Source organism: Acinetobacter beijerinckii CIP 110307, assembly GCF_000369005.1.
Classification (GTDB): Bacteria; Pseudomonadota; Gammaproteobacteria; order Pseudomonadales; family Moraxellaceae; genus Acinetobacter; species Acinetobacter beijerinckii.
Map to the genome: position 1 here is coordinate 186,962 of NZ_KB849765.1, position 26,892 is coordinate 213,853.

Consider the following 26,892-nt stretch of genomic DNA (forward strand, 5'->3'; position numbering starts at 1 on the left):
AATTGACCTATTTAAACCATGATAGGTCAATTTCCTCGCGCAAATGGGTTGTGCATGGGAAACACAATAAAAATTGAGTCTAGGACAGATGACACAACAACTTTCGAAACATCGCCATATTTCATTTACTGCGCACTATACAGGTTATATTTGGTATCAAATGGGGATTTCTCATCCTGCCCTAGCAACTGCAAAAGGAAAAACACTTGCAGCACTGGTACACCCAATTGAAAGTTGGGCTGAGAAATATGTTGGTGGCAGTATGCGAACAACATTAAAGCAACGACATACCATGCTAGATCAACATTTAGAAAAGCTGATTGAACAACATCCTGATTTACAAGTTCTTGAAATTGCATGTGGTCTTTCACCACGAGGTTGGTGGTTTAGACAGCATTACCCAAGCATTCTATATCGTGAATTAGATTTGCCAGATATGGCAGCAACAAAACAAGCAGCCCTACAACAAATTGAGACAGATTCAAAAGATGTGCTATCTGTTGATTTATTTACAGATGCTTTTGCCTCGGCTTTCAAGGTATTTGATCCTCAACGTCCACTGGTCATTATTAGTGAAGGTTTAATTAATTATTTTGAAAAACCTCTTTTACAGCAATTAATACAAGCAATTGCTTCATATGGTCGTAACTTTAAGGAACTTCATTATTTAACTGATATTTATCCTGAACCAACTCAAAATAAATTGGCGACCATTATTTGGAATAGCAGTCGCTTGCTTAAATGGATGTCTCGTAGTGCATTTAGTTTTCATTTTAAAACGCCTGCTGAAGTCGAAACTTTTTTTCACGGTGCAGGATTTGGACAAGTTGAAGTACTGCAACCCAAACAATTTTTTGAAAATGTTGATCTAGAAAGTAATCAAGAACACTTGGGTGATTTAGTTTGGATGATCCAAGCAACCAATAAGTAGTTTATAAAAAAGACAAAAGTGGCAATTTGCCACTTTCTTTTTAGATCAAAATATTCTCAGTCTTTAAGCTCTTTTTGACGCTCAATGAATCGAGTCAGGCGTTCAGCAATATCAAAACTACCATGTTTAAATAAAATACGAAGACCTTGTTCAGAAGCATCAAAATTTAAACATTCAATTTTAAACTCACCCTCTTCGTCAGCTAAATGTAGAGCTAGATCACGAGGATGTTGGCTAACAAAATCAAGCTGTTCCAAATTGTGGAGTTTTAAATACACACCAAAGAAAGTAATGTCTACAATCTTCACTGCGACTTCATTATCTATATGACGATGTGTGAGCTTCGTTTCAGGTTGCTGAACTAAAATTCGTTCTTCACCGCGACGCTCAATTTTTTTCATTTCTTCACGTGTCATTGGAATAATACCATCAAGATTATCGATGGATTCACCCTTTAAGAATGAAGTAAACAAATTCATCGTTTCTTTACGGCGCTGCAACTGTGGCACATGATCCGCATTTGCAATCAATGCAAATTGCATATCTTGGCACTGCAACGCAAAGTCCGCATTTTCATGTGGCAAAGTAAAACTATCGTACTGCCCTGCTGCTACAAGTGTTTTACATTGCGGTACAGGAACATCGCTTAAACGTAACAGGCGATTACAGTTAATTTCATAACGCTCACGCTCAGTCGCAGTAAATTCAGCCATTTGTCTAAAGAACAAACGTTTTGCTGTTGGTGACATACGTGTTTTATCGAGTTTGGCATGATTAACCAAATACAAAATAACAGCCTGACCAAACTCATCCATGCGATCTTCACGCATGAGATGCAGTGATTCTTCAAGTAGCATGCGCCAGCTTTTACGCGTTTTTTGCATCACGCCCATCAGCACCATACGATCGACCAATTCTGGACGTTGATGTGCAAATGAAGATGCAACCACGGAGCCTAGAGACATGCCCATCATTGAAACTTTATCAATTCCAACAATATCGAGCCATTGCCCAAGCATTTTAGATAAATCTGGTAATTCTAAAATGCCTGCAGATTCACCGGTATCAACATTTCGAATCTGTTGATTTGCTCCCATAGACGGTAAATCAATTAAAATGACAGGTCCACTCTCGAAGAGTTGCTCAACACAATACTTATAAGAGTTAAAGTTTTGAAATGCGCCCCCGACAATTACAATCGGCGTTTTGTAGATCGTTTTAGGATCAGCAATCGCCATATATTCAATTTTCCAACCATCTATCCATGTAGTACGCGCTGGTTGTTTAAAACTGTTTTTATTGTAAATGTCGAAAAAACCAAAACCTGTGTAGGTATGATTTAAATCCGAGTCCATTTGGATAATGGAATTCATATCCTTCCTCCATCCTTGTTTATTTTTTTGCTGCAAGAGTCTCATTTTTAGCGATTTCTACTTGCAAGTTAACAAATCTATAAAATTTGTATTACATTTATCCTATACAGTTTCATTCTATACAAATGCATGTTTTATACGCAATCATTTCCTTAACCACTTATCTTGTTTAAGACATTAAACTTTTGCAAAATATGTAATCAAATAATTAGATTGATCTCATTTATATAAAATTATTTGTGCGATTTAACAATTTATAATTTTGGAATTATCGGTTCAAACTATTCATTGTTCCGCATTTGGCTGTTACTATCTTTATAAATACATGCAATCATCAAAATGCTATGCAAGATTCTATTCAAAATTATATGCAACAAGTAGGTGTTCAAGCACGTCAAGCGTCTCGATTACTAACGAGTGCATCGACTCATTTGAAAAATAATGCCTTGTCTGCAATTTATACTGCTTTGGAAAATAATCAAGCACAAATTTTAGCAGCCAATCAAATTGACATGGAGAATGGGCGCCAACGTCAATTAGATACTGCTTTACTTGATCGCTTAGAACTGACCCCTGCTCGATTTAAAGGCATGTTACACGGCTTAAAAGATGTGATTGCATTGGTTGATCCAATCGGTGAAATTACTGATCTTGCTTACCGCCCTTCGGGAATTCAATTAGGCAAGATGCGTGTACCGCTTGGGGTGATTGGGATGATTTACGAGTCACGTCCAAATGTCACACTTGAAGCAGCATCTTTGGCGTTAAAATCAGGTAATGCCATCATTTTACGTGGTGGTTCAGAAGCACTTGAATCAAATAAAGCGATTGCAACAGCGATTCAGCACGGTTTACAAATTTCAGGTTTACCAGAGCATGCTGTTCAAGTCATTGATACACCAGATCGTGCTGCAGTAGGTCATCTGATTACAATGGCTGAATACGTCGATGTGATTGTGCCACGTGGTGGAAAAAGCTTGATTGAGCGAATTAGCAATGAAGCACGTATTCCTGTGATCAAGCATTTAGATGGCAACTGTCATGTTTTTGTTGAAGCACAAGCAGATTTGCAAAAAGCCTTACCAATTGCATTAAATTCAAAAACGCATCGTTATGGTGTGTGTAATGCAATGGAAACTTTGCTTGTTGATGAAGCGATTGCAGAAGAATTCCTACCAAGCATTGCTGAGTTATATGCGGAAAAACAAGTTGAACTTCGTGGTTGCCCAGAGACACAACGCATCTTAGGTGTATCAGTAAAAACAGCGACTGAAGATGATTGGTATACTGAATATTTGGGTCCTATCCTTGCAATAAAAGTAGTCACAGGAATGGATGAAGCGATTGAACATATCAATAAGTATGGTTCACACCATACCGATGCCATTATTACTGAAAACTTTAGTCTAGCGCGTGAGTTTTTAGCACGTGTTGATTCAAGCTCTGTCATGATCAATGCATCGACTCGTTTTGCTGATGGTTTTGAGTATGGATTAGGTGCAGAAATTGGTATTTCAACCGATAAAATTCATGCACGCGGCCCCGTTGGCTTAGAAGGCTTAACTTCGCAGAAATGGATTGTTTTTGGTGATGGGCAAATTCGCCAATAAATCCTTAGCTGTTTAAATTCAGAACACGATAAAGTTTAGTATATTGATCTTTATCGTGTTTTTTCATTTTTCAATACAAAAAAACTTAGTAAAATAAACAGATCCATCCATTGATAATTTTATTTACACGCTATACTCATAAGATTCAATTATAAATCAGTTGTATAGGCTAAAGTCTATCTTCGCCAATATAACAACCCATGTTAAAACATTGCGCGTGATTGCTTCACTCAACACGTTGCAGCAAGATCAAAGTGTTCGTCATAAATTCAAATTTGTTAGGTGTTCAAACGTGGCTAAATCTGTACTTGTAATTAACTGTGGTTCATCTTCAATCAAATACGCGCTTATTTCAGAACGCCGTGAAGATCGTATTTATGGCTTAGCAGAAAATTTAGGTTCTGCTGATGCACGTATTAAAGGGGTAACAGTAGGTGGCGAACCATTGGAACTTTCAATCCCTCACGCAGATCATGCTAAAGCGCTTGAAACCCTTTTAGCCCGTTTAGCAAATTACAATCCTCAGGCGATTGGACATCGAGTCGTACACGGCGGCAACTTAACCAAAGCTGAACTTTTAACACCAGAGATTGTAAAACGTATTGAAACAGCAACACCGCTTGCGCCATTGCATAATCCTGCGCATTTAATTGGGATTGAAGCAACCATGCGCTTATTTCCTGAATTACCTCAAGTTGCAGTTTTCGATACAGCGTTCCATCAAACGATGCCTGAACGTGCATACCGCTATGCCCTACCGCAAAACTTATATAAAGAACACCAAGTTCGTCGTTATGGTTTCCACGGCACAAGTCATGCTTATGTGACTGAACGCGCGAGTGAATTGGCAGGAGCAAAAAATCAGGGTGGTTGGCTCAGTGCTCATTTGGGCAATGGCAGTTCGACTTGTGCCGTTTGGAATGGTGAAAGTTTAGATACGTCAATGGGGATGACCCCACTTGAAGGTGTGGTCATGGGTACGCGTAGCGGTGATGTTGACCCTAGCTTACACTTGTTTTTAGCAAGTAATTTAGGTTGGGATATTCAAAAAATTGACAGTATGCTCAATAAAGAAAGTGGCTTATTGGGGCTATCTGGGCTATCTAATGACATGCGGACATTAGTTGAAGCTTCGCAAAATGGTCATGAAGGCGCTACGCTTGCGATCGAAGTGTTCTGCTATCGTTTAGCAAAATCTTTATCGGCATTAAGCTGCGGATTACCGCGTCTCGATGGTTTGGTATTTACTGGTGGTATCGGTGAAAATTCAGCTTATGTTCGAGAAAAAACATTAGGGTATCTACCACATTTCGGTTTGCAATTTAGTCAAGACAAAAACAATGCCTTGGCACGTGGTAGCGAAGGAAGAATAGATGCTGGAACAGGTCCTCAAATTTGGGTCATTCCGACGGATGAAGAAGGTCGCATTGCTAAAGAGACACGTCAAGTCATTGAGCAAACAGCATAATTTATAGCAAATTTAGATAAGAATTTAAGGTCATTATGAACACAATTTTGCTCATCCCTACTGGGGAAGGTGTTGGTCTAACATCTGCATGCTTAGGCATGATTTATGCGTTGGACTGTAAAGGCATCAATGCGGGCTTTCTAAAACCATTTTCTCAAATTGCTGAGACCACGGTTGATCGCACCACAACCTTATATAGTCATTTATTTAAACATAATTCGGTTGAACCCATTACTTATGAAAAATTAACTCAATTACTCGCATTAGGCGAAACAGATGAGTTACTTGAAGCAGCAGTGGCATTACATCGTCAAATTTCAGCTCATCACGATGTGATTATTGTCGAAGGACTAGTTCCAAATGGACAAGATCATTTTGCCAGTGAAATCAATGCTGCACTTGCTCAAGCCTTAGATGCACAAGTTGTTTTGGTGAGCACAGCAGATTTAACCGATCCACGCAAAACAGCTGAAAAAGTTGATGCGCATTTACGTCAGTTTGGCGGTGCAGCTTCTGCACGCACAACTGGTGTATTATTTATGCGTACCAAAGGACTCCCAGAAGGTACAGCTGAAATTCCAGTCACCCTAGACCCAAGTCTGCGTTTAGACAAACAAATTACTGACTTTGCACTAGAGTTACAACGTTATAACCGCTATATGGGCACAGATGATTTACCTATTATTGGTTTAGTACCGTTTAGTAATACGCTCAGCGTACCGCGTAGTTTAGATATTGCTTCAGTTGTAAATGGTCACTGGCTACACGAAGGTGAGGCAAAACAACGTCGTATTTTACATACCAGTTTGATCGCATCTGATATCGAGTCAGAATTGCATAAATTTGTGGCTGGTGAACTGATTATTAGTGCTTCACAACGTACAGATACATTACTTGCTGCGAGTCTTGCCAGTAGCAATGGCATACCTTTAGCGGGTCTTGTGTTAACTGAACAATCAGCTCCACCATCAAACGTTTTAGAATTTTGTCAAAGCGCAATCAAACAAGGTCTGCCAATTTTACATACTTCTTTAGATACACTAGAAACAGCTCAACGCTTGCATCACTTCGGCAATGAGATTCCAGTGGACGATACTGAACGTGCCGAACAAGTGACTCGTTTTGTATCAAGTCATATTGACAATAATTGGTTAGATCAACATACCCAAAACAATCTGAATCCACGCTTATCTCCTTCTGCATTTCGCTATGAATTGGTTCAGAAATCAATTGCGGCTAAAAAACGCATTGTTTTGCCTGAGGGCGATGAACCACGTACCGTTCAAGCCGCTGCAATTTGTCAATCACGTGGAATTGCACATTGTATTTTGCTGGCTAAACCTGAATCTGTTGCCGAAGTTGCTAAAGCGCGTGGTATTCAATTACCAAGTGATTTAGAAATTATTGATCCTGATACAATTCGTGATCAATACATCGAGCCAATGGTAGAGTTACGCAAAGGTAAATTGGATGCCTTACAAGCCAAAGCACAATTGCAAGATACAGTCGTACTCGGCACGATGATGTTAGCATTGGATCAGGTCGATGGTTTAGTTTCAGGTGCGATTCACACCACAGCAAATACTGTTCGCCCTGCATTTCAGCTCATCAAAACCTCACCAAATTACTCATTAGTTTCATCTATTTTCTTTATGTTATTACCTGATGAAGTCTATGTGTATGGTGATTGCGCGATTAACCCTGATCCGAATGCAGAACAACTTGCCGAGATTGCCATCCAATCAGCAGACTCAGCTACAGCATTTGGTCTTAATCCACGTATTGCCATGATTAGCTATTCAACTGGTACATCTGGTACAGGTGCAGATGTTGAGAAAGTTGCAGAAGCAACCAAAATCGCTCAACAACGCCGTCCTGATTTATTGATTGATGGGCCATTGCAATATGATGCCGCTTCGGTCGAAAGTGTCGGTCGTCAAAAAGCACCTGAATCTAAGGTCGCTGGTCGCGCGAATGTGTTTATTTTCCCAGACTTAAATACAGGCAACACGACCTATAAAGCAGTACAACGTGCAGCCAATGTGGTGAGCGTTGGTCCAATGCTGCAAGGTTTAAACAAACCTGTGAATGACTTGTCACGCGGTGCTTTGGTGGATGATATTGTATTTACCATTGCCTTGACTGCGATTCAGGCAAAGCAACAAGACTAAACTGATTTAGTTATACTAAAGCCATTAACTCAATCAAAAGTTAATGGCTTTTTTATTCATCAATGAATCAAGCATTTTTTGAAGAGTTCAAACGCTTTAACTGCGGAATTTTCACAAAGAAAATTGCATTACCACATAAGATCAAGATCACTCCAATCACTGCATTCATTTGCCAGTGATAATCGTCCCATACTGTCGAGATCAGCAATGCCACTAAAGGAAATAACAAGGTGCTATACGCTGCCTTACCTGCGCCAATCCGCCCGACCAAATAGAAATAAGCAGTAAAACCAATCACTGAACCAAAGATAGCGAGATACAGTAAAGCACTCACTGCACTGAATTGCATACTTGGGAAAAACTCATCTTGTCTAAACCATGAAATCAATGCCATCAACAACGAACCATACAACATGGCATAGGCATTAGTGGTAAAAATATCTAGTCCATGTTTTTGATGACGCGTACTGATCATATTGCCCAAAGAGAAACCATAGATTCCTAAAATGCACAGCCCAATCCCCAACAAAGTATTACTATTTAAAGTCGTACCCGCCACATCATGCCAAAATAAAGCAATTATTCCGAGTACACCTAATAACGCCGCAGGATAAAAGCGCGTCGACACCTGCTGAGCAAAGAAGAATTTAGCGTTAATGGTATTAAAAATCACCGCCATGGAGAAAATCACCGCTTCTAAACCGCTACTGATATATTGCACTGCATAGTAAAAACAGACAAAGTTAAATCCAAAAATACAGCAAGCTTGCAACATACAAAACAGATGATCTTTGCTAGCCAGTTTCTGTAACTTGCGACTTAAAGCAATGAAAACAAATAACACCATGGCAGAAATAAAAAAACGCCAGAACACCGCAACACTGGCTGAAATCCCACTTTGCTGTTGTAGCGTAATTGCAATCCATGTGGTTCCCCAGATCAACACAACCAAAGCATATAACAGCGCATTCATCTCTCTAAAACCATAGTCAATCAGGACTTTTATATTTTGCAGGGTTCGGTCAACTCATTGCTTGCATAATCTTGCGGTGATTATCATGAACTTGCGATTTTAATAAATTTTTTGACCAGATGACAAAACTGGCTGGAAGTCCTACACTAAACTGGATCATATTTGGCACTGCGTATAGAAGATGAAATATCAGATTCTAGATCAATTACAGCAATATAAAGCTCAATTGCTCGACTCGGTAGAACTGGGTTCGGGCATGCAGTTGGCCATGTGGCAAAACAATCAAGACCGTGTCAGTGTTTGTAGCAATCATCACACCTTGAGTATGTATATTCAAGGCGGTTATGAAAGCTATCAAAAAACCCAACAGGGCTGGCACAATGGCGGTGGCCCTGACCGTATGTGTCTGATGCCACAAGATTTCGAGTCAACTTGGGACTTGCGTGATCCGCTAACTTTTGTTCATCTTTACTACACAGAACAACATCTAAAACGTGTAGCAGAACAAGTGTGGGATCGCGAACCCAGCCAAATCATTTTAAATCCGCAAATTTTTGTGGCTGACCCGCAAATTTCCATGATCTATCGGCACTTTTTACTCAATGGTGCATGGCAAGATCGTGAAAACTATTTGCAAATGAGTACGGCGACAACGCTATTACTCAATCATCTGATCAAAAATTATAGTCATGCACAATGGCAGGCACCTGCAGTCAAAGGTGGTCTCTCCCCTTACGGACTTAAGCAGTTACTGGAATGGATTGATCAACATCTACATTTGAGTTTGGCCTTGTCTGATCTGGCTCAGCAAGCGCAACTCAGCGAGTATCATTTTGCGCATATGTTTAAACAATCGATGCAGATGCCACCGCATCAATATGTGATGCAACGTCGCCTAGAACTGGCACATCAAGCACTTGAACAAAGCACCGCGAATCTGACCGAGATTGCAGTGCAATATGGCTTTAGTTCAAGCAGCCATTTTAGCCATCGTTTTAAAAAGCAGTTTGGCTATAGCCCATCTCAACTGAGAAAAAACTAAAATCCACAACGCATCTTTTGTTGCTGCAATTTAGATCAAAGGCTCACTTTAGACCTTTAGCCAAATCTAAGCTAAAACTCCCACATTCTTTCCTTTTTATCATATAATTTAGCCCGCCAGCTAATCGCCCGCTCAAGAGAAATTTGATATGACAACGATCATCAAACAAGATGACTTGATTACATCAATCAAGGATGCCCTGCAGTTTATTTCTTACTATCACCCACAAGACTTCATCCAAGCGATGAGCCGTGCTTATGATCGTGAAGAAAACCAAGCTGCAAAAGATGCTATTGCCCAAATCCTTATCAACTCACGTATGTGTGCTGAAGGTCACCGACCAATCTGTCAGGATACAGGGATCGTTAACGTTTTCCTTGAAGTCGGCTTAGATGTTAAATTTGATTTAACCATGAGCTTGGATGATGCTGTAAACGAAGGTGTACGCCAAGGTTACCTAGAGAACTCAAACGTACTCCGTGCTTCTGTTTTAGCAGATCCAGCTTTTGGTCGTAAAAATACCAAAGACAATACACCTGCCGTGATTCATTACAAACTCGTTTCTGGTAATAAAGTTGATATTACCGTTGCAGCGAAGGGTGGCGGTTCAGAAAATAAATCTAAACTTGCGATGTTAAATCCATCTGATTCAATCGTGGATTGGGTACTTAAAACTGTTCCAACGATGGGTGCAGGTTGGTGTCCACCAGGTATGCTCGGTATTGGTATCGGTGGTACTGCTGAAAAAGCCATGATGCTTGCAAAAGAAGCACTTATGGAAGAAATCAACATGGACGAATTACTTCGTCGTGGCCCACAAAGCAAGATGGAAGAACTCCGTATCGAGATCTTCGAGAAAGTGAATGCATTGGGTATTGGTGCACAAGGTCTTGGTGGTTTAACCACAGTTCTTGATATTAAAATCAAAGACTACCCTTGTCATGCAGCAGGTAAGCCAGTCGGTATGATTCCGAACTGCGCTGCTACTCGTCACGCACACTTCCAGTTAGATGGTACAGGTGTTGCACACATTCAAGCACCGAAACTTGAAGACTATCCAGCTGTAACGTGGGATTCGTCTCAATCGAAGCGTGTCAATCTGGATACCATTACTCAAGAAGAAATGAATGCTTGGAAGCCAGGCGATACATTACTTCTTAACGGTACAATTTATACAGGTCGTGATGCTGCACACAAGCGCATGGTCGACATGTTAAATAATGGTGAAGAACTTCCAGTCGATTTAAAAGGTAAATTTATTTACTACGTGGGTCCAGTCGATCCAGTGGGTGATGAAGTGGTTGGTCCTGCTGGTCCAACAACAGCAACTCGTATGGATAAGTTCACTCGCCAAGTTTTAGAAGCGACTGGTTTATTCGGTATGATTGGTAAAGCAGACCGTGGCCCTGCTGCGATTGAAGCAATCAAAGACAATCAAGCAACTTACTTGATGGCTGTTGGCGGCGCTGCTTACCTCGTGTCTAAAGCAGTTCGTGAAGCTGAAGTCGTTGCTTTTGCAGACTTAGGTATGGAAGCAATCTACAAATTCGTAGTTGAAGATATGCCTGTTTCCGTTGCGGTTGATGTCAATGGTACGTCAATTCACGCAACAGCGCCAAAAATCTGGCAAGCTAAAATTGGTAAGATTCCAGTTGTGGATGCTGCTGCAATCTAAATAATACTCATACAATAATTATAGCCGAATCATCGTATTCGGCTATTTTTTTAGCTCAAGCTTCTGTTAAATTATAAAAAGACATAAGAATAAAAGTGCCAATTATGAATAAACGTATATACACGCTTATGATTAGTTTTTTTCTCATAGGTATGATGCAAAATGTAATCGCCTCTCCTGCGCAAACAAAATCGGTCAGAGAGTTGATCAAACTGAGTGATCTCGAAAATGTTTTGAGCACGTCACTTGATGAAATGCAGCCCACGCTTGATCTCGAAGCAGAAAATATTTTATTGCGTGTTCTCGGTAAAGAAAAGCTAAACACCACTCAAGAATATCTTGCAGTCATCGAACTTAGCCAGCTACTTAAAGACACCAGCTCAAAAGTATACGCTCGCCCTGAAACCTTACAAGCAATTGAAAAAATTTATACAGAGACTTTAACTGAAGAAGAAATACAGGCTTATTTAAAGTTTTTAAGAACGCCTGAAGGAAAATCAATCAACCAAAAGAACTTAAAAATCAGCACCCATGTTTTTCAATACATGAATAATTTAAGTCAACAAACTTTAAGTGATCCTGAACAAAGTTTACAAATAAAAGAGCAGTTTCTTACTATTATTAAACCTTTGATTCAACAACAGTAACACTGCTCATTAATCGAATTACCAAGTCAAAGGATTCCACAATTTAAATGGTTTGACTAAATGGACTTCTGATTTTTCATCATACTTGGCTGGTTTCAGTTCTTGCGGTTTAGAGCGAACTTTACCTGATGCATCTTGAGCCACAAAGTTATAACTTGACGATTTTAAGCGAGTAAAAGCGATTTCCTGATGTGCTACTTTATCTGGAGTTAGCATAAATGGACCTGTATGCTCATTCCGTGCAATCTTATTTTCTTCATCATATTTAATAAAATAGGTTTGCGCAGCATCTACAGTGAAATCTAAATATTTTGGTTTTTGAAAGTGCAATCCAGCCAAAGGACGACTCACACTCAAACGATAAGTACCTGCTGGTAGTTCCACCCAGTAATAATGATTATGCAATAAACTCGGAATACGATGGCCGTTAATAAATAAGTTTGCCGCCGCGATCTCTTGACGATTCCAACGCGTATCAGGTCGATATAAATACACGACCGCTGCTTGTTCATTTTGTGGCTTAATTGGTGCGTAATATTGACCTAGTTTTTGATTGACCCAACCACCTACAGTGAAACCACCCACATGATATTGATCAAAGATGCCAGGTTCTTTTTCTGTATCAACAGGTGGTAAAGTTGCGGTGAGTGCTGTTGGTTTTTCTTCCACTGTCTTATGACTTTGACAGCCAGCCAATACCCCTGCACAACATAATGACAATATTAAATAACGCATGACATCCCTCAAGGCGTTTTCTTCGATTTATTTTTAACAGCGCAAAACTATGCGAATTTTTTAACTTTTTAAAGATTAACATTTCAATGATTAATTGCAAATAAAAAAAGCATGAAAAGCCTAGCCTTTCATGCTTTTTTAGATGAATGAGAATTAAGCTGATTTAGAATCAACCACCTTCAAATCCTTCTTTTCAACCAATTCTGGCGTACCCACTTGTGGTAAACGTTCAGATTTAAATGTTGGTTTAGCCGTGCCGTTAATCACAGCAGCATCAACAATTACCGTACCCACATCAGTACGACTTGGTAAATCATACATCGTTTCAAGCAACACATTCTCTAAGATTGAACGTAGACCACGCGCACCGGTATTTCGCTCAAGCGCTTTCTTTGCTACGGCACGTAATGCAGATTCGTCAAAAACAAGGTCTACATTTTCCATGGTAAAGAGATATTGGTACTGGCGAGTTAATGCATTTTTAGGCTCAGTCAGAATCTGCATTAATGCATCTTCATCCAGTTCTTCTAAAGTTGCAATCACAGGCAAACGACCAATAAACTCAGGAATTAAACCAAACTTCACCAGATCTGTCGCTTCAACTTGACGGAATAATTCAGAGACTTTCTTACTGTCATCTTTATTCTTCACATCGGCAGTGAAACCAATTCCACCTTTCTCTTGGCGTTGTTGTACGATTTTTTCCAAACCAGAGAATGCACCACCACAAATAAATAAAATATTTGCAGTATCAATCTGAATGAACTCTTGCTGAGGATGCTTACGACCGCCCTGCGGTGGAATAGAAGCAACTGTACCTTCAATCATTTTTAATAATGCTTGTTGTACACCTTCACCAGAGACATCACGAGTAATCGATGGATTTTCCGATTTACGGGTAATCTTATCAATCTCATCAATGTAGATAATGCCTTTCTGCGCTTTCTCGACGTCATAGTCTGCTTTTTGCAATAACTTTTGCACGATGTTTTCAACATCTTCACCCACATAACCTGCTTCAGTTAAAGTGGTTGCATCAGCCATCGCAAATGGAACATCTAATAAACGCGCAAGGGTTTGCGCAAGTAAAGTTTTACCTGAACCTGTTGGACCAATCAGCAAGATATTACTTTTTGCGATCTCAATTTCATGATGACCGTGATTCGATTGACCGACTTTCAAACGCTTGTAATGGTTATAAACCGCTACAGATAATGTTTTCTTAGCAACATCTTGTCCAATCACATATTGGTCTAAGGCAGCACGTATTTCGTGTGGTTTCGGCAACTCTTTAGATGCCCAATCACCCGCCTCAACTTGTTGACTTGTTTGCACTAAGTCTAAGCAGACATCTACACACTCATTACAAATATATGCGTCCTCACCTGCAATCAGTTTTCCAACTTCAGATTGCGTTTTACCACAAAATGAACAATGTTTTTGTCCTTGAGGATGTTCGGACATATTTACTCCACAACTTGAATCTTAAAAATTAAGGACGTTTACTCAATACTTGGTCAACCAAGCCGTACTCTTTTGCTGCTTGAGCAGTCATAAAGTTATCACGATCTGTATCACGTGCAACTCGCTCATAGTCTTGACCACTATGCTCAGCCATTAAGCGATTTAAACGCTCTTTGATAAATAAAATTTCACGAGCATGAATTTCAATATCAGATGCTTGACCGCGGAAACCACCTAATGGTTGATGAATCATCACACGTGCATTTTCAAGACAGTAACGTTTACCTTTCGCACCAGCATTCAATAAAAATGCGCCCATAGATGCGGCCTGTCCCATACAGTAAGTCACAACATCTGGTTTAATGAACTGCATGGTGTCATAAATCGCCATACCCGCAGTCACAGAACCGCCCGGCGAATTAATATAAAGATGAATGTCTTTCTCTGGATTTTCAGCTTCTAAAAATAGCATTTGCGCAACGATTAAGTTCGCCATGTTATCTTCAACTTCACCCGTCAAGAAAATCACTCGTTCACGCAATAAACGTGAGAAAATATCAAACGAACGCTCACCACGTGAAGACTGTTCAACGACAACAGGAACTAAAGCATTTTCAATTGTTGGAACATACATATGTTTATTTATTCCTAAATTATTGTGACTCGATCATGCCAACAATATGAGGGATAATCGACTAAATTGCAAAAGGTTCAACCCTAAATATTCGAATATTTAGACTAAAATCTGGTAATTCCTAAACAAATTAACACTTTCATAACACGGATAAAAAAAGGCGCATTAAGCGCCTTTCTTCTGTACTTTTAAAAGATTAGCCACGGCGAGCTTGTTGTTCTTTCAATAAGTCTTCATAACTTACTGCAACATCACTTACTTTAGCAGCAGCTAAAATATGATCAACAACTTGATCTTCTAAAACAACAGCTTCGATTTGAGCACGTTGCTGTTTGTCATTTTTGAAATATTCAACAACTTCAGTTGGATCTTCATAAGAAGAAGCCATTTCATCGATGTAAGCTTCAACACGCGCTTGATCAACTTCAAGTTTCGCATCAGCCAATACCTTGCTTACCAACACGCCAAGTTTTACAGATTTTTCAGCTTGCTCTTTGAACAATTCATCTGGAAGCATGCTGCTATCAAATGCTCCTGCACCTTGAGCACCAAACTGCTGAGTGAATTGTTGAATCATTTGTTGACGTTGACGGTCAATTTCTTGAGCAACCATAGAAGTTGGAACTTCAATTTCGTTTGCAGCGACAAGTGCATCGAATGCAGCTTGTTTAACTTGGTTACGAAGACCAGTGCGAACTTCACGTTCCATATTCTTACGAACGTCAGCTTTTAGCTTTTCTACGCCTTCTTCTTCAGTTAAACCAAAGATTTTTAAGAATTCAGCATCAATCTCTGGAAGTTTTTGTTTTTCAACAAGTTTCACAGTGATTTTGAATTGAGCTGCTTTACCCGCTAAGTTTTCAGCTTGATAGTCTTCTGGGAAAGTAACATCAATTACTTTCTCTTCGCCTTTCTTCATGCCAATGATACCGTCTTCAAAGCCAGGAATCATACGACCTGAACCAAGAACAAGTTTAAAGTCTTCAGCCGCACCGCCTTCAAACTTTTCACCATCAACAGTACCTTCGAAATCGAAAGTTACTTGCATGTCTTTCTTCGCCATGCCTTTAGTTTCAGTCCAAGAAGCACGTTGTTTTTGCAAGTTTTCAATCATCACATCAACATCTGCATCGTTGATTTCTGATGATTTACGTTCAACTTCTAAGTCAGCAAAAGCTTTAACTTCAACTTCTGGATACACTTCTACAGTCGCTTCAAAAACTAATGCATCGTCTTTGTTTTCAACTTTATCAATGTTCGGCATACCAACTGCATTGATTTTTTCTTGCTGGATTGCTTCAAATACGGTGTCACGAATGATGTCATTCACAACTTCTTGATAAATGCTTGCACCATATTCGCGTCGCACAACATTCAAAGGCACTTTACCTGGACGGAAGCCGTTGATCTTCACAGTTTTGGCAGTGCGTTGTAAGCGAGCTTCAAATTGCTCGTTAACACGGCTCGTCGGTACAGAAACATTTAAACGACGGGCAACGCCCGAAACCGCTTCAGTCGTTACTTGCATGGCTTCCTCGATATATTAGTTAGTAATAACAATTTTTAAAGTGCCACATTATATGACAACTTTGCTGATATACAAAATCGGATGCTAAAAAAGCAAATATATTTTTAATTTTAGTGCAAAACATAGTTTTCTTAAAACAATCTTAAAACAAATGTTATCTTTTGTTGTTAATGATAAAGATTATCACTATAATTTGTATTCTTTTTGAACGTATCTCTTTTCTCGTCCAGCTTTGGAACTCTATTTATGAGTAAATTTAATTTGCATCCTCTTTCATTCGCATTACTTGGGGCGATGACCACTACAGCTTTCGCAAATACAACGACAGCATCTGAAAATACCAATACACATCAACTTGCTACAATTGTGGTATCGGCAGCTGGTTTTGAGCAAGATATCAAAAATGCACCCGCAAGTATCACAGTTATTACAGCTCAAGATTTGAAAGATAAAAGAATTAATTCCATTGCAGATGCATTAGTTGATGTAGAAGGCGTTGATATTAGTCCCACAGCTGGAAAAACAGGTGGTTTAAATATTCGTATTCGGGGGATGGATTCTGAATATACGCTGGTCTTAGTGGATGGTAGAAGACAAAATAGTAGTGGGGACATTACTCCAAATGGTTTTGCTGAATCCAATAACAGTTTTATCCCACCAATATCAGCAATTGAACGAATTGAAATTATTCGAGGACCTGCATCTACCCTTTATGGTTCTGATGCAATGGGTGGTGTAGTCAATATCATTACTAAAAAAGTAACGAATGAATGGACAGGTTCAGTAACCTTAGAAGGTACGATTCTGCCTAATTCATCTGAGTTTGGAAACCAACGGGCAGTTGATACATTTATTACTGGCCCGCTTATTAAAAATCTTCTCGGTTTACAGTTACGAGGTCGTAAAGCTGAAAGAGATCAATCCAATGTTGTTCGAAAAGATGACGAATCCAGTGATGAATCATTAAATATGGGCAACAATCCAACTAAATCGGATATTGAAACAATTGGCGCCCGCTTTACCCTGACACCAACAGATGATCATGATTTATCTATTGAATATGAACAAACTCACCAATGGTATGACAATAGTAAGGGACAACTCGGTACATTAGGTGCAAATGGCGGTTATGCTGAGGCGCAAAAGTACAATCGTGATAAATATATTCTTGCGCATACATGGAGAAGTGAGTTTGGTAATTTAGAATCAAGTATCAGTAATATTCAAACGGAAACTGTCGGCCGCCTAATTCCTTCTCGCGCACAGAACGGCTCGAAAGCCATCACGCCAAGATTATTGGAAAGCGAAGATACGACTTTTGATTCAAAATTTACCACTCAATATTTCTCTAATCACAATATCACTTTAGGTGGTCAATGGTGGGAAGCTAATATCAAAGATGGTTTACGTGCCAATAAAGAAATCTCCTTTAAACAGCTAGGTCTTTTCGCTGAAGATACATGGTCAATCACAGATAGTCTGGCACTTACACTTGGCTTACGATATGACGACCATGATACCTTCGGAGACTTCTGGACTCCTCGTGCTTATTTGGTCTGGAATGCGAATGACAACTGGACGTTCAAAGGTGGATATAACGAAGGATACAAAGCACCGAGACTTGAACGCTTAACTGATGGCATCTATAACGTTGGTGGACAAGGCAGAATCCCCCTCTTTGGAAATCCAGATTTAAAACCTGAAAAAAGTAATAACTTCGAAATTGGAACGTATTTTAGTAATGGTTCTAATTTTGATGCAAACATGACAGCATTTTACAGCCAAATTAATGACAAAATCATCACAGGTTCAATTGAAAGAACCTGTGATGCGGCAAGTAAAGATGAATTTGGTGGAAAAATTGCTTGTGAAAAATTTATGGCAAGTATTGGCACACCGTGGTTAATGGAGGATGGAGATACAGGAACTCGCACTTGGAATGTCACACGCCCAACTAATGCCGAAAAAGCTGAAATTTATGGGGTAGAAACAGGCTTTAACTGGGAATTTGTACCTGATTGGAAGTTTGGTATCAACTACACATGGACAAACACTGAGATTAAAGACAAGAGTATTGGAAATCCACCACTTAACGATACACCTGAACATATTGCCAATGCTTCACTTAAATGGCAGGCTGATGACAATATCCAACTTTGGGCTCGTGGTGAGTATCGTAGCGAAAGGGCTCGCTACCTTAAAACTTATCAAAATATGAGTACTGCAGAAAAAAATGCTTACGATGCTTTGGGTGATTACAAAGAATATGCATTATTACATGTAGGCTCTAATTTTAATATCACACCAAACTGGAACTTGGGCGTTGCTCTGTATAATGTTTTTGATAAGAATTTCAATGACTATGAGCGTGTTGGGACTAGCTATTATAACCGCTACAGTAATACCCAAGAAGGTCGTCGTGTCCAGCTTAGTACAACTTTCTCCTTTTAATTTTTCATATTATCAATACAACCATTGGTTATTAGACCATCTAATAACCAATGGTTGTAAAAAAAAGATCTTTTCCACTAAAGCTTAGATAAAAACTTCTCTGTCGATATGTATTATAACGAACTACGATCAACTAAATATCAAAAAATGATATTCAAGTTTTTTCCACCATTAAAATGCAAAACAACAAATCTAAATTAAGAGTTAATATTCAAAAAACAATCGTTTTTATAGATTAAATAAAGAAATCAACAAATTAGCATCACTATGTAACAATAAAGTGTAGAAGTTAATTTAAGTTTCCATTGTAACAATTAGAAACAATTGAAAAAAACAATTCAAAACAAATGAATATAGAAATGACAATGATTATCCTTTGCATGAATTTTTACATACTCAGGCGTGTTCAATGTCTTTTATTAAGTCACGTAAGAAAATAGTCTCTTCTGCAATCGCATCATCTCTTAGTGTTCTTGCCGTTCCAGCTATCGCACAAGAGCAACCTGTGCAACTTCCAACAATTCATGCTCAGGCTACTCAAGAAGAATCTTTTAAGGTCGACCAGTCTGCTAACGCAAAGTTTGTTGCTCCGTTAAAAGACACGCCAAAATCGATATCCATTCTTTCTCAAAAACTCATTAAAGATACTAACTCGAATACTTTACTTGAAGCGTTACGCTATGAACCAGGTATCACATTAGGCGCAGGTGAAGGTGGTACACCTTTTACAGATATGCCATATATTCGTGGTTACAGTGGTCAATCGTCTATTTATGTCGATGGTGTACGCAATACCACATCTCAAAGTCGTGATATGTTTGCGATTGAACAAGTTGAAGTCATTAAAGGTTCTTCTTCTACTCTCGGTGGTGGTGGCAGTGTCGGTGGTAGTATCAATCTTGTACCTAAAGTTGCGCATACAGGTGATGTTTATCAAGGCAGTATCCAAAGTGGTACAGACAATTATCGCCATATTCAATTGGATGCAAATAAAGACTTTGGTAATGGCGTTGCTGGTCGTGTCGTGGTCATGGGCCATGAAAATGAGAAAGCAGGTCAACATAATGGTGCAGAGTTTGCACGTGCAGGTATCGCATCAAGCCTTGCTTTCGGTCTAGATACAGCAACACGTGGAACATTCAATTATTACTATCTTCGTAGTAATGATGAACCTGATGCAGGCATTCCATTTAATAATGCAACCCGCGCCCCTTCTGGTGTTACACTCAACCCAGGAGATGGTCGACCAGCAGATGTTAAGGCAGGAACTTACTATGGCTGGAAAGATCGTGATTTTGATAAACGTCAAAATCATATCGGTACATTCAAACTGGAACATGATTTCACTGAAGATTTAACATTATCAAACGTAATGACTTACAACAAATCGAAGTCTGACTATATTTATACGAATGCTGATGACTCGAATGGTAATATTTATCGTGGAACGATTGCTCGTCGCGCTTTAAGCCGTATTGTAGATACTGATGCTTATAGCGATCAACTTTCTTTAAAAGGCAAGTTCAATACAGGTTCACTCAAACATTCATTTAATGTTGGTACAGAGTGGAGCTATCAAAATACTGATCAAGGCATGCACACCTTTACCGATGCTGCTGGCCAAACTACTTCAACTATTTTGGCATCAAATATCAGCGGTTGCGATACAACTGCTGCTATGGCAAACGGCTGGTGTACTGGCTTAAATAATCCAGGTAATGGTGTATTCACTGATACTTTAGGCAGTATTAAAGGACAATCAACGACACGCAGCCGTACAGCTTCTGTTTACGCATTAGATAGTATTGAATTTAACCCGCAATGGTTACTTAACTTAGGCGTTCGTTGGGATAAATTTGAAACTGAGAAAAAATATAATAAAGATGTTTATAAAACAGATGCAAATCGGGCATATACATCAGAGGTCTCAATCCCTAAAGGCACTAAATATGAAAGCGACTCAGATTTCTTCACGTATCAAGCTGGTCTAGTCTTTAAGCCAACTGAAGCTGGCAGCATTTACGCGAGTTTTGCAACTTCAGCAAACCCAGTTGGTGTTTTAGCTGAAGGTGATAGCAGCGATAATGCTTTAGGCACAACGGATGTTATCAATGCACTTAAGCCTGAAGAGGCTCGCACTTTTGAAATCGGTACTAAATGGGATCTATTTAATGAGCGTGCGAATTTAACTGCTGCTATTTTCCGTACGGAAAAGCAAAATACCCGTATTCAAATTGATCCAACAACGACAACCAATGCTGGTGAAAGTAAAGTAGATGGTTTTGAAGTCAGCTTAAACGGAAAAGTGACCAACAAATGGGATATTTCTGCAGGTTATAGCTATTTAGACAGCGAAATCACTAAAGCCGCTTACACAGCTGTTGCTCAAGAAGGAAAACCACTTCCATTCGTTGCAAAAAACAGCGCAACTTTATGGTCAACTTACCGCGTATTACCAAGTTTAACTCTGGGTGCTGGTGCTGAATATCGTGATCGCGTTTATGTAAATACGACTGCGCCAAAGTTTCTTCCAACTTATACAATCTATAATGCTATGGCGAAATATGATGTAAATAAGAATGTGAATGTACAACTTAACGTGAATAACATTGGTGATAAACGTTACTTCACAAGTGCGCATGCAGCACACTATGCTTTTGAAGGAAATGGTCGTAACGCAGTATTAGCAATCAACTTTAAATACTAAGCAAAAACCATAAAATATTTATGGAATTAAACTGAGTTCGTATAAAATAGCCTCACCATGAGGCTATTTTTACACATGCAGCAAATACTCAAAAGGTGTCTATTGTGATTCATCATATTCCCAATGTATTAACGAAAGAGCAAGTTATAGAGTTCCGTCGATTAATGGAAGATGCAAATTGGGTGGGAGGAAAAGTCACCGCGGGTACACTCTCCGCTTCAGTGAAACAAAATCAACAACTTTCAGAACAAGATCCACTGACCCATGCGCTTAGCGAGATTGTGATTAAAGCAATTTGGCAAAATCCATTATTTCAAGCCGCAGCACTTCCTCATAAAATCATTCCGCCCCTGTTTAACCGTTATGATGAATCTGAGAGCTTTGGTTTTCATGTTGATAACTCGATTCGTCTTATTCGAGGAACTTCAGAGCAAATCCGTACCGATTTATCATGTACCTTATTTTTAAGTGAACCTGAAGAATATCAGGGCGGTGAACTGGTCATTGAAGATACATATGGGTATCATGAAGTTAAACTATCAGCTGGTGATGCTGTGCTTTATCCCTCAACAAGCTTACATGAGGTGAGTAGTATTCAACACGGTAGTCGATTTGCTTCATTCTTTTGGGTACAAAGTCTAGTTCGGGATGATAGTAAACGTCATTTGCTTTTCACTTTAGATGAAAGTATCCGTGAGTTACGTAAAACTCATGGTGATGCTTATTCAGAAGTGATGAAACTCACCAATATTTACCATAACTTGATTCGTATGTGGTCTGAGTTATAAGTCAAACACTTTTCACAGCTTAGAGATAAATTTAACTTTTTTATCTCTAATTTATAAAATAATGGGAAATTTTCCCTATAAAAATTACAATAGTGCAAAAAACAGGGAAATATTTCCCACTCATTCAAATTAAAATGTTTTATAGACCTTTGCAGTCGTCTGTATTTTCGCCTAGACTGAATATAGTTAGATGATTAATATATCTGCAAAATTAAATATCCACTATTATGAATGGTAGATGATGAAAACAAATCGCGGCTTTACCCACCCGTCTCATACAACACATCTCGCTGCTCTTCTCCTGATTCTGCGCCTCGCGCGCGTATAAATTTTTTGCCTACTTTATTTAGGCACTCGATCCCCGAATTCGCTTTAAATTAATTCTTATAGACACCATATATATCTGTAGCACGTTGCTTTTAATTTGACTCAGCAACCATGCTACGACAAGGAGTTATCTCATGATGTTGGCTGACCCAAGCAAAAAATATCGCCGTATGTACCAACGAGTAGATTTACCAGATCGCCAATGGCCGAATAATGAAATCAACCAAGCACCGATTTGGATGAGCACCGATCTTCGTGATGGTAACCAAGCAATTTTTGAACCGATGGATATGGATCAAAAATTAAAAATGTTTCATATGTTGGTTAAAATCGGTTTTAAGCATATCGAAATCGGCTTTCCATCAGCATCTCAAATTGACTTCGATTTTACGCGTAAATTGATTGAAGAAAATTTGATTCCTGATGATGTCTATATCGAAGTTTTAGTGCAAGCACGTGATCATTTGATTGAACGTACTTTTGAAGCTTTAGTTGATGCGAAACGTGCAATTGTGCATATCTATAACTCTAACTCGCCAACCTTCCGTGAAAAAGTATTGAATGTAGATGCAAATGGTGCAAAGCAACTTGCGATTAATGCAGCAAATAAAGTCAAAGAATCTGCTGCGAAATATCCTGCAACAGACTGGATTTTCCAATACAGCCCAGAATGTTTTTCTGCAACGGAATTAGAAGTTGCCAAAGATGTCTGTGATGCGGTAACAGAAATTTGGGAAGCTTCACCGACCAATAAAGTTATCTTGAACTTACCTGCAACCGTTGAAGTGTCTACACCGAATGTCTATGCCGATCAAATCGAATGGATGCATCGTAACTTGGCGCGTCGTGATGGCGTGATTATCTCAGTTCACTGCCACAATGACCGTGGTTGTGGTATTGCTGCTTCTGAATTAGCGATTATGGCTGGAGCTGACCGTGTTGAAGGTTGTGTGTTTGGTAATGGTGAACGTACAGGTAACGTCGATGTTGCTGCGATTGCCTTGAACATGTATACCCAAGGTGTTGCACCAAACTTAGATTTCTCAAACATTAATGAAATCATTGCAACTGTCGAAGAATGTACTGGCTTACCGGTTCACCCTCGCCATCCATATGCAGGTGATTTGGTCTTTACCGCTTTCTCTGGTTCACACCAAGATGCGATCAAAAAAGGCTTTGAATTCCAGAAAAATGAAGAAATTTGGGATATGCCATACTTACCAATCGATCCGAAAGATTTGGGTCGTGACTATGATGCGGTGATTCGAGTGAATAGCCAATCTGGTAAAGGTGGTATTGCGTATTTGTTAGAATCGAATTACAACGTTGCTTTACCTCGTCGTGTACAAATCGAGTTCAGTCAGATCGTACAGCAACATACCGATGAAAATGGCACAGAGATCAGTGCACATGAAATTTGGACCTTATTCCAAAATACGTATGTCGATGTCAAGAACAGCCACTATCAAACCAAACATTACCAATTATCTGATATCAATGGCACACAAATCATTGAGTTAGATATTGAGATTGATGGTGAAATTCAACGCTTACGTGGTGAAGGTAACGGTCCAATTTCTGCAATGCTTGACGCATTACAATTACCGATCGATGTTGTAAATTATGAAGAACGCAGTATTAGTTCTGGTGCGAATGCTAAAGCGCTTGCCTTGATTGAACTTCAAGTCAAAGGCACTGGTAAAAATGCTTTCGGTGCAGGAATTCATGACAATATTGTCACCTCATCTATCGAAGCGATTATTGCATGTACCAATCGTTTAATTGAACAAGGTGTCCTCACAACTGAACAAGTTGCTGCCGCAGCCGTTTAGATAGATGAAATATCATGTAACCGTCAGTAAACCTGAGTTGCAATATCAGAAAAAATGACTTTTGAAAGGATACCTGAATTGGTATCCTTTTATTATTGATAAAAAATTTATACAAGGCGAATTATTCCAGTGTCTTTTCCATCGGATTCAGTGGGTTTAGTCACACCACAAAAATTTCAATTTGAGCAACCATTAGAACTTGAATGTGGACGAGTTTTGCCTCGTTTCGATTTGATGGTTGAAACCTATGGAACACTTAATGCTGATAAATCTAATGCGATTTTAATTTGTCATGCATTATCTGGGCATCATCATGCCGCAGGTTATCATCATCCAGATGATAAAAAAGTAGGATGGTGGGATAGCTGTATCGGTCCTGGTAAAGCGATTGATACCAATCATTTTTTTATTGTTTCACTGAATAACATTGGTGGTTGTAACGGCTCAACAGGCCCTACTTCGCCAAATCCTGAAAATGAAAATCGCCCTTATGGTCCAGATTTCCCTCTCGTCACTGTAAGAGATTGGGTGAAAACTCAAGCGATGCTTTCTGATCGACTAGGTATAGATGCATGGTATGCCATTATTGGTGGCTCATTAGGTGGTATGCAGGCACTACAATGGTCGTTGGACTATCCTGATCGCTTAAAAAAATGTGTGATCATTGCGAGCGCACCAAAATTATCAGCCCAAAACATTGCCTTCAACGAAGTTGCACGCCAATCCATTCTGTCTGATCCTGATTTTCATCATGGTCGTTATTTAGAAAATGATAGCTATCCAAAGCGTGGTTTGATTTTGGCGCGCATGGTCGGACATATCACCTATTTGTCTGAAGAAGCGATGAAACAAAAATTTGGTCGTGATTTAAAATCAGGCAAGTTTATGTATGGTTTTGATGTCGAATTCCAAGTTGAAAGTTATTTGCGTTACCAAGGCGAACAATTTAGCCGTAATTTTGATGCAAATACTTACTTGATTATGACCAAGGCATTGGATTATTTTGATCCGTCGCGTGAATATGAACACTCATTGACGAAAGCGATGAATCAGCCCAAATGTCAATTTTTGGTGATTTCATTTACGACAGATTGGCGTTTTAGTCCAAGCCGATCACAAGAAATCGTGGATGCTTTGATTGATAATCATAAGCCTGTCAGTTATTTAGATATTGATGCTGAGCAAGGTCATGACTCTTTCTTATTCCCTATTCCACTGTATGTGAAAACACTAAGAGCATTTTTAGGTGGTGTACAACAGTTGCAATCGACATCGCAGGAGCTTCACTGATGCGTATAGATCAACAACTCGCTGAAAAATGGATTACCCCGAATACAAGCGTACTCGATTTGGGTTGCGGTGATGGCGAATTACTGGCTCATATGAGTAAACAGCACAATATTCGCGCTTATGGCTTAGAAATTGATCAAGAAAAGATTGCAATTGCGATCAGTCGGGGGTTAAATATTATCCAACAGGACTTAAACTTAGGTTTAAGCCGTTTTGCTGACCAATCTTTTGATTCTGTGGTCATGGCACAAGCTTTGCAAGCTGTAGATGCACCTGATGTATTACTTCGTGATATGGTGCGGGTCGGCAAACAGGCAATTATTACTTTTCCGAACTTCGCGTATTGGAAAACACGTTCTTTTCTTGCGTTAAAAGGGAAAATGCCTGTTTCGGAAGCTTTACCCTATATGTGGTATAACACCCCGAATATTCATTTATGTACTTTCCGTGACTTTGAAGCCTTATGTGCTGAGAACGGAATTAAAATTATTAATCGACTTGCCGTTAATGGTGACCAACAAGGTAGTATGCTCAGTAAGCATATGCCGAACCTATTTGGTGAAGTCGCAATTTATCGAGTGAGCGCTCTATGAAAAAGACATTAATCAGCACATTTTTATTTGGTCTGATCAGTATACAAGCGCACGCTGACTATGTTACTCAACCGCAATCGGTTGCAACACAGGCAGCGCGATACTCAGTGATGAGTATTGATGAATTACAAAGCGCAGCAAAAGCTGGTCAAGCTGGAGCACAATTTTATCTCGCAACACGTTATCAGTATGGTAAAGATGTAGCTAAAGATGAAAAACAAGCTTTTTCTCTGTTTAAAGCAGCAGCAGATCAAGGTATTTCTGCGGCACAGCTCAATGTGGGTCGTATGTATGCAGATGGTATTGGCATTAAAAAAGATGAAGCATTAGCGCGTAAATATTTCGAGAAGGCAGCAAGCCACGGAGATAATCGTGCAAGTTTCAATCTAGCGATGATGGAAGAACAGAAAAAAAACTTTGTTGGTGCATACCAGTGGTATGAGCTTTCAACTCGTGATGGCATGCTTGATACGAAAGTCATTAGTCTTTCTGAAGGTAAGAAAACTGCGTTGGCTGCTAACCTGACTCAAGATCAAATCCGTACCGCACGTGACCGTGCTGATAAATGGATTCAAGCACAATAATCTTATTTAGATCTATTGAGTAATATAGAAACCGACTTGTGATAGCCGGTTTTTTACTTATGAATTCAT

20 protein-coding genes are annotated in these 26,892 nt (G+C 39.3%); 14 read left to right on the plus strand and 6 right to left on the minus strand.

The genetic code is table 11. The features are described 5' to 3' along the window. The first annotated feature begins 88 nt into the window (after positions 1-88). Positions 89-931 (plus strand): class I SAM-dependent methyltransferase, encoded by an 843-nt coding sequence (locus F933_RS06435; RefSeq protein WP_005059617.1) that lies wholly within the window; start codon positions 89-91, stop codon positions 929-931. A gap of 56 nt (positions 932-987) precedes the next feature. Here the strand turns inward: F933_RS06435 and F933_RS06440 are convergent, their stop codons facing one another. After that, entirely contained in the window at positions 988-2,304 is a 1,317-nt protein-coding gene (locus tag F933_RS06440) for an alpha/beta fold hydrolase (protein WP_005051935.1), read from the minus strand. A gap of 344 nt (positions 2,305-2,648) precedes the next feature. Between F933_RS06440 and F933_RS06445 the strand changes: the two genes are divergently transcribed. The 3 genes from F933_RS06445 (at position 2,649) to pta (ending at position 7,553) form a co-directional block, all read left to right on the plus strand. Then, on the plus strand, positions 2,649-3,914 hold the full coding sequence (locus F933_RS06445) for a glutamate-5-semialdehyde dehydrogenase (protein WP_005051936.1): 1,266 nt from the start codon (positions 2,649-2,651) through the stop codon (positions 3,912-3,914). A gap of 292 nt (positions 3,915-4,206) precedes the next feature. Continuing rightward, positions 4,207-5,382 carry an acetate/propionate family kinase gene (locus F933_RS06450; RefSeq protein ID WP_005059619.1) on the plus strand — a complete coding sequence of 392 codons (1,176 nt, stop codon included), beginning with the start codon at positions 4,207-4,209 and terminating at the stop codon, positions 5,380-5,382. A 35-nt stretch (positions 5,383-5,417) separates the two neighbouring features. Continuing rightward, positions 5,418-7,553 (plus strand): phosphate acetyltransferase, encoded by a 2,136-nt coding sequence (gene pta, locus F933_RS06455; protein ID WP_005059621.1) that lies wholly within the window; start codon positions 5,418-5,420, stop codon positions 7,551-7,553. A 67-nt stretch (positions 7,554-7,620) separates the two neighbouring features. Here pta and F933_RS06460 read toward each other — a convergent pair whose 3' ends face one another. Further along, positions 7,621-8,526 (minus strand): DMT family transporter, encoded by a 906-nt coding sequence (locus F933_RS06460; RefSeq protein WP_005059623.1) that lies wholly within the window; start codon positions 8,524-8,526, stop codon positions 7,621-7,623. 181 nt (positions 8,527-8,707) lie between these two features. Between F933_RS06460 and F933_RS06465 the strand changes: the two genes are divergently transcribed. From F933_RS06465 to F933_RS06475, 3 genes are all read left to right on the plus strand, one after another. Further along, entirely contained in the window at positions 8,708-9,568 is an 861-nt protein-coding gene (locus tag F933_RS06465; protein ID WP_005059625.1) for an AraC family transcriptional regulator, read from the plus strand. Positions 9,569-9,716: 148 nt separating this feature from the next. Next, on the plus strand, positions 9,717-11,243 hold the full coding sequence (locus tag F933_RS06470; protein ID WP_005059628.1) for a fumarate hydratase: 1,527 nt from the start codon (positions 9,717-9,719) through the stop codon (positions 11,241-11,243). Positions 11,244-11,347: 104 nt separating this feature from the next. After that, the gene (locus tag F933_RS06475) at positions 11,348-11,890 is read left to right on the plus strand and encodes a DUF2059 domain-containing protein (RefSeq protein WP_005059631.1); all 543 of its coding nucleotides are present in this window, start codon (positions 11,348-11,350) and stop codon (positions 11,888-11,890) included. Between the two features lie 18 nt (positions 11,891-11,908). Here F933_RS06475 and F933_RS06480 read toward each other — a convergent pair whose 3' ends face one another. From F933_RS06480 to tig, 4 genes are all read right to left on the minus strand, one after another. After that, positions 11,909-12,625 carry a DUF2846 domain-containing protein gene (locus tag F933_RS06480; protein ID WP_005051945.1) on the minus strand — a complete coding sequence of 239 codons (717 nt, stop codon included), beginning with the start codon at positions 12,623-12,625 and terminating at the stop codon, positions 11,909-11,911. Positions 12,626-12,778: 153 nt separating this feature from the next. Next, positions 12,779-14,089: an ATP-dependent Clp protease ATP-binding subunit ClpX gene (gene clpX / locus F933_RS06485; protein WP_005051946.1), complete on the minus strand. Its 1,311-nt coding sequence runs from the start codon at positions 14,087-14,089 to the stop codon at positions 12,779-12,781. A 28-nt stretch (positions 14,090-14,117) separates the two neighbouring features. Further along, positions 14,118-14,723, minus strand: a complete 606-nt coding sequence (clpP, locus tag F933_RS06490) for an ATP-dependent Clp endopeptidase proteolytic subunit ClpP (RefSeq protein WP_005051948.1) — start codon at positions 14,721-14,723, stop codon at positions 14,118-14,120. 196 nt (positions 14,724-14,919) lie between these two features. Further along, positions 14,920-16,251, minus strand: a complete 1,332-nt coding sequence (gene tig, locus F933_RS06495) for a trigger factor (protein WP_005051949.1) — start codon at positions 16,249-16,251, stop codon at positions 14,920-14,922. Between the two features lie 246 nt (positions 16,252-16,497). On the opposite strand from tig, the gene F933_RS06500 reads away from it, so the two are divergent. The 7 genes from F933_RS06500 (at position 16,498) to F933_RS06530 (ending at position 26,823) form a co-directional block, all read left to right on the plus strand. Beyond that, positions 16,498-18,702, plus strand: a complete 2,205-nt coding sequence (locus tag F933_RS06500; protein ID WP_005059633.1) for a TonB-dependent receptor domain-containing protein — start codon at positions 16,498-16,500, stop codon at positions 18,700-18,702. A gap of 409 nt (positions 18,703-19,111) precedes the next feature. After that, complete coding sequence (locus F933_RS06505) at positions 19,112-21,409, plus strand: TonB-dependent receptor (RefSeq protein ID WP_005059634.1); 2,298 nt, start codon at positions 19,112-19,114, stop codon at positions 21,407-21,409. Between the two features lie 104 nt (positions 21,410-21,513). Further along, a complete protein-coding gene (locus F933_RS06510; protein WP_005051952.1) occupies positions 21,514-22,197 on the plus strand; it encodes a Fe2+-dependent dioxygenase in 684 nt (227 codons plus the stop codon). Between the two features lie 461 nt (positions 22,198-22,658). Continuing rightward, the gene (gene leuA, locus F933_RS06515) at positions 22,659-24,356 is read left to right on the plus strand and encodes a 2-isopropylmalate synthase (RefSeq protein ID WP_005059636.1); all 1,698 of its coding nucleotides are present in this window, start codon (positions 22,659-22,661) and stop codon (positions 24,354-24,356) included. A gap of 129 nt (positions 24,357-24,485) precedes the next feature. Beyond that, positions 24,486-25,646 (plus strand): homoserine O-succinyltransferase MetX, encoded by a 1,161-nt coding sequence (metX, locus tag F933_RS06520; protein WP_005059637.1) that lies wholly within the window; start codon positions 24,486-24,488, stop codon positions 25,644-25,646. Beyond that, complete coding sequence (metW, locus tag F933_RS06525) at positions 25,646-26,239, plus strand: methionine biosynthesis protein MetW (protein WP_005059639.1); 594 nt, start codon at positions 25,646-25,648, stop codon at positions 26,237-26,239. Before metX ends, metW begins: the two co-directional genes overlap by 1 nt. Continuing rightward, positions 26,236-26,823 carry a tetratricopeptide repeat protein gene (locus tag F933_RS06530; RefSeq protein ID WP_005059641.1) on the plus strand — a complete coding sequence of 196 codons (588 nt, stop codon included), beginning with the start codon at positions 26,236-26,238 and terminating at the stop codon, positions 26,821-26,823. Before metW ends, F933_RS06530 begins: the two co-directional genes overlap by 4 nt. Positions 26,824-26,892: the final 69 nt, after the last annotated feature.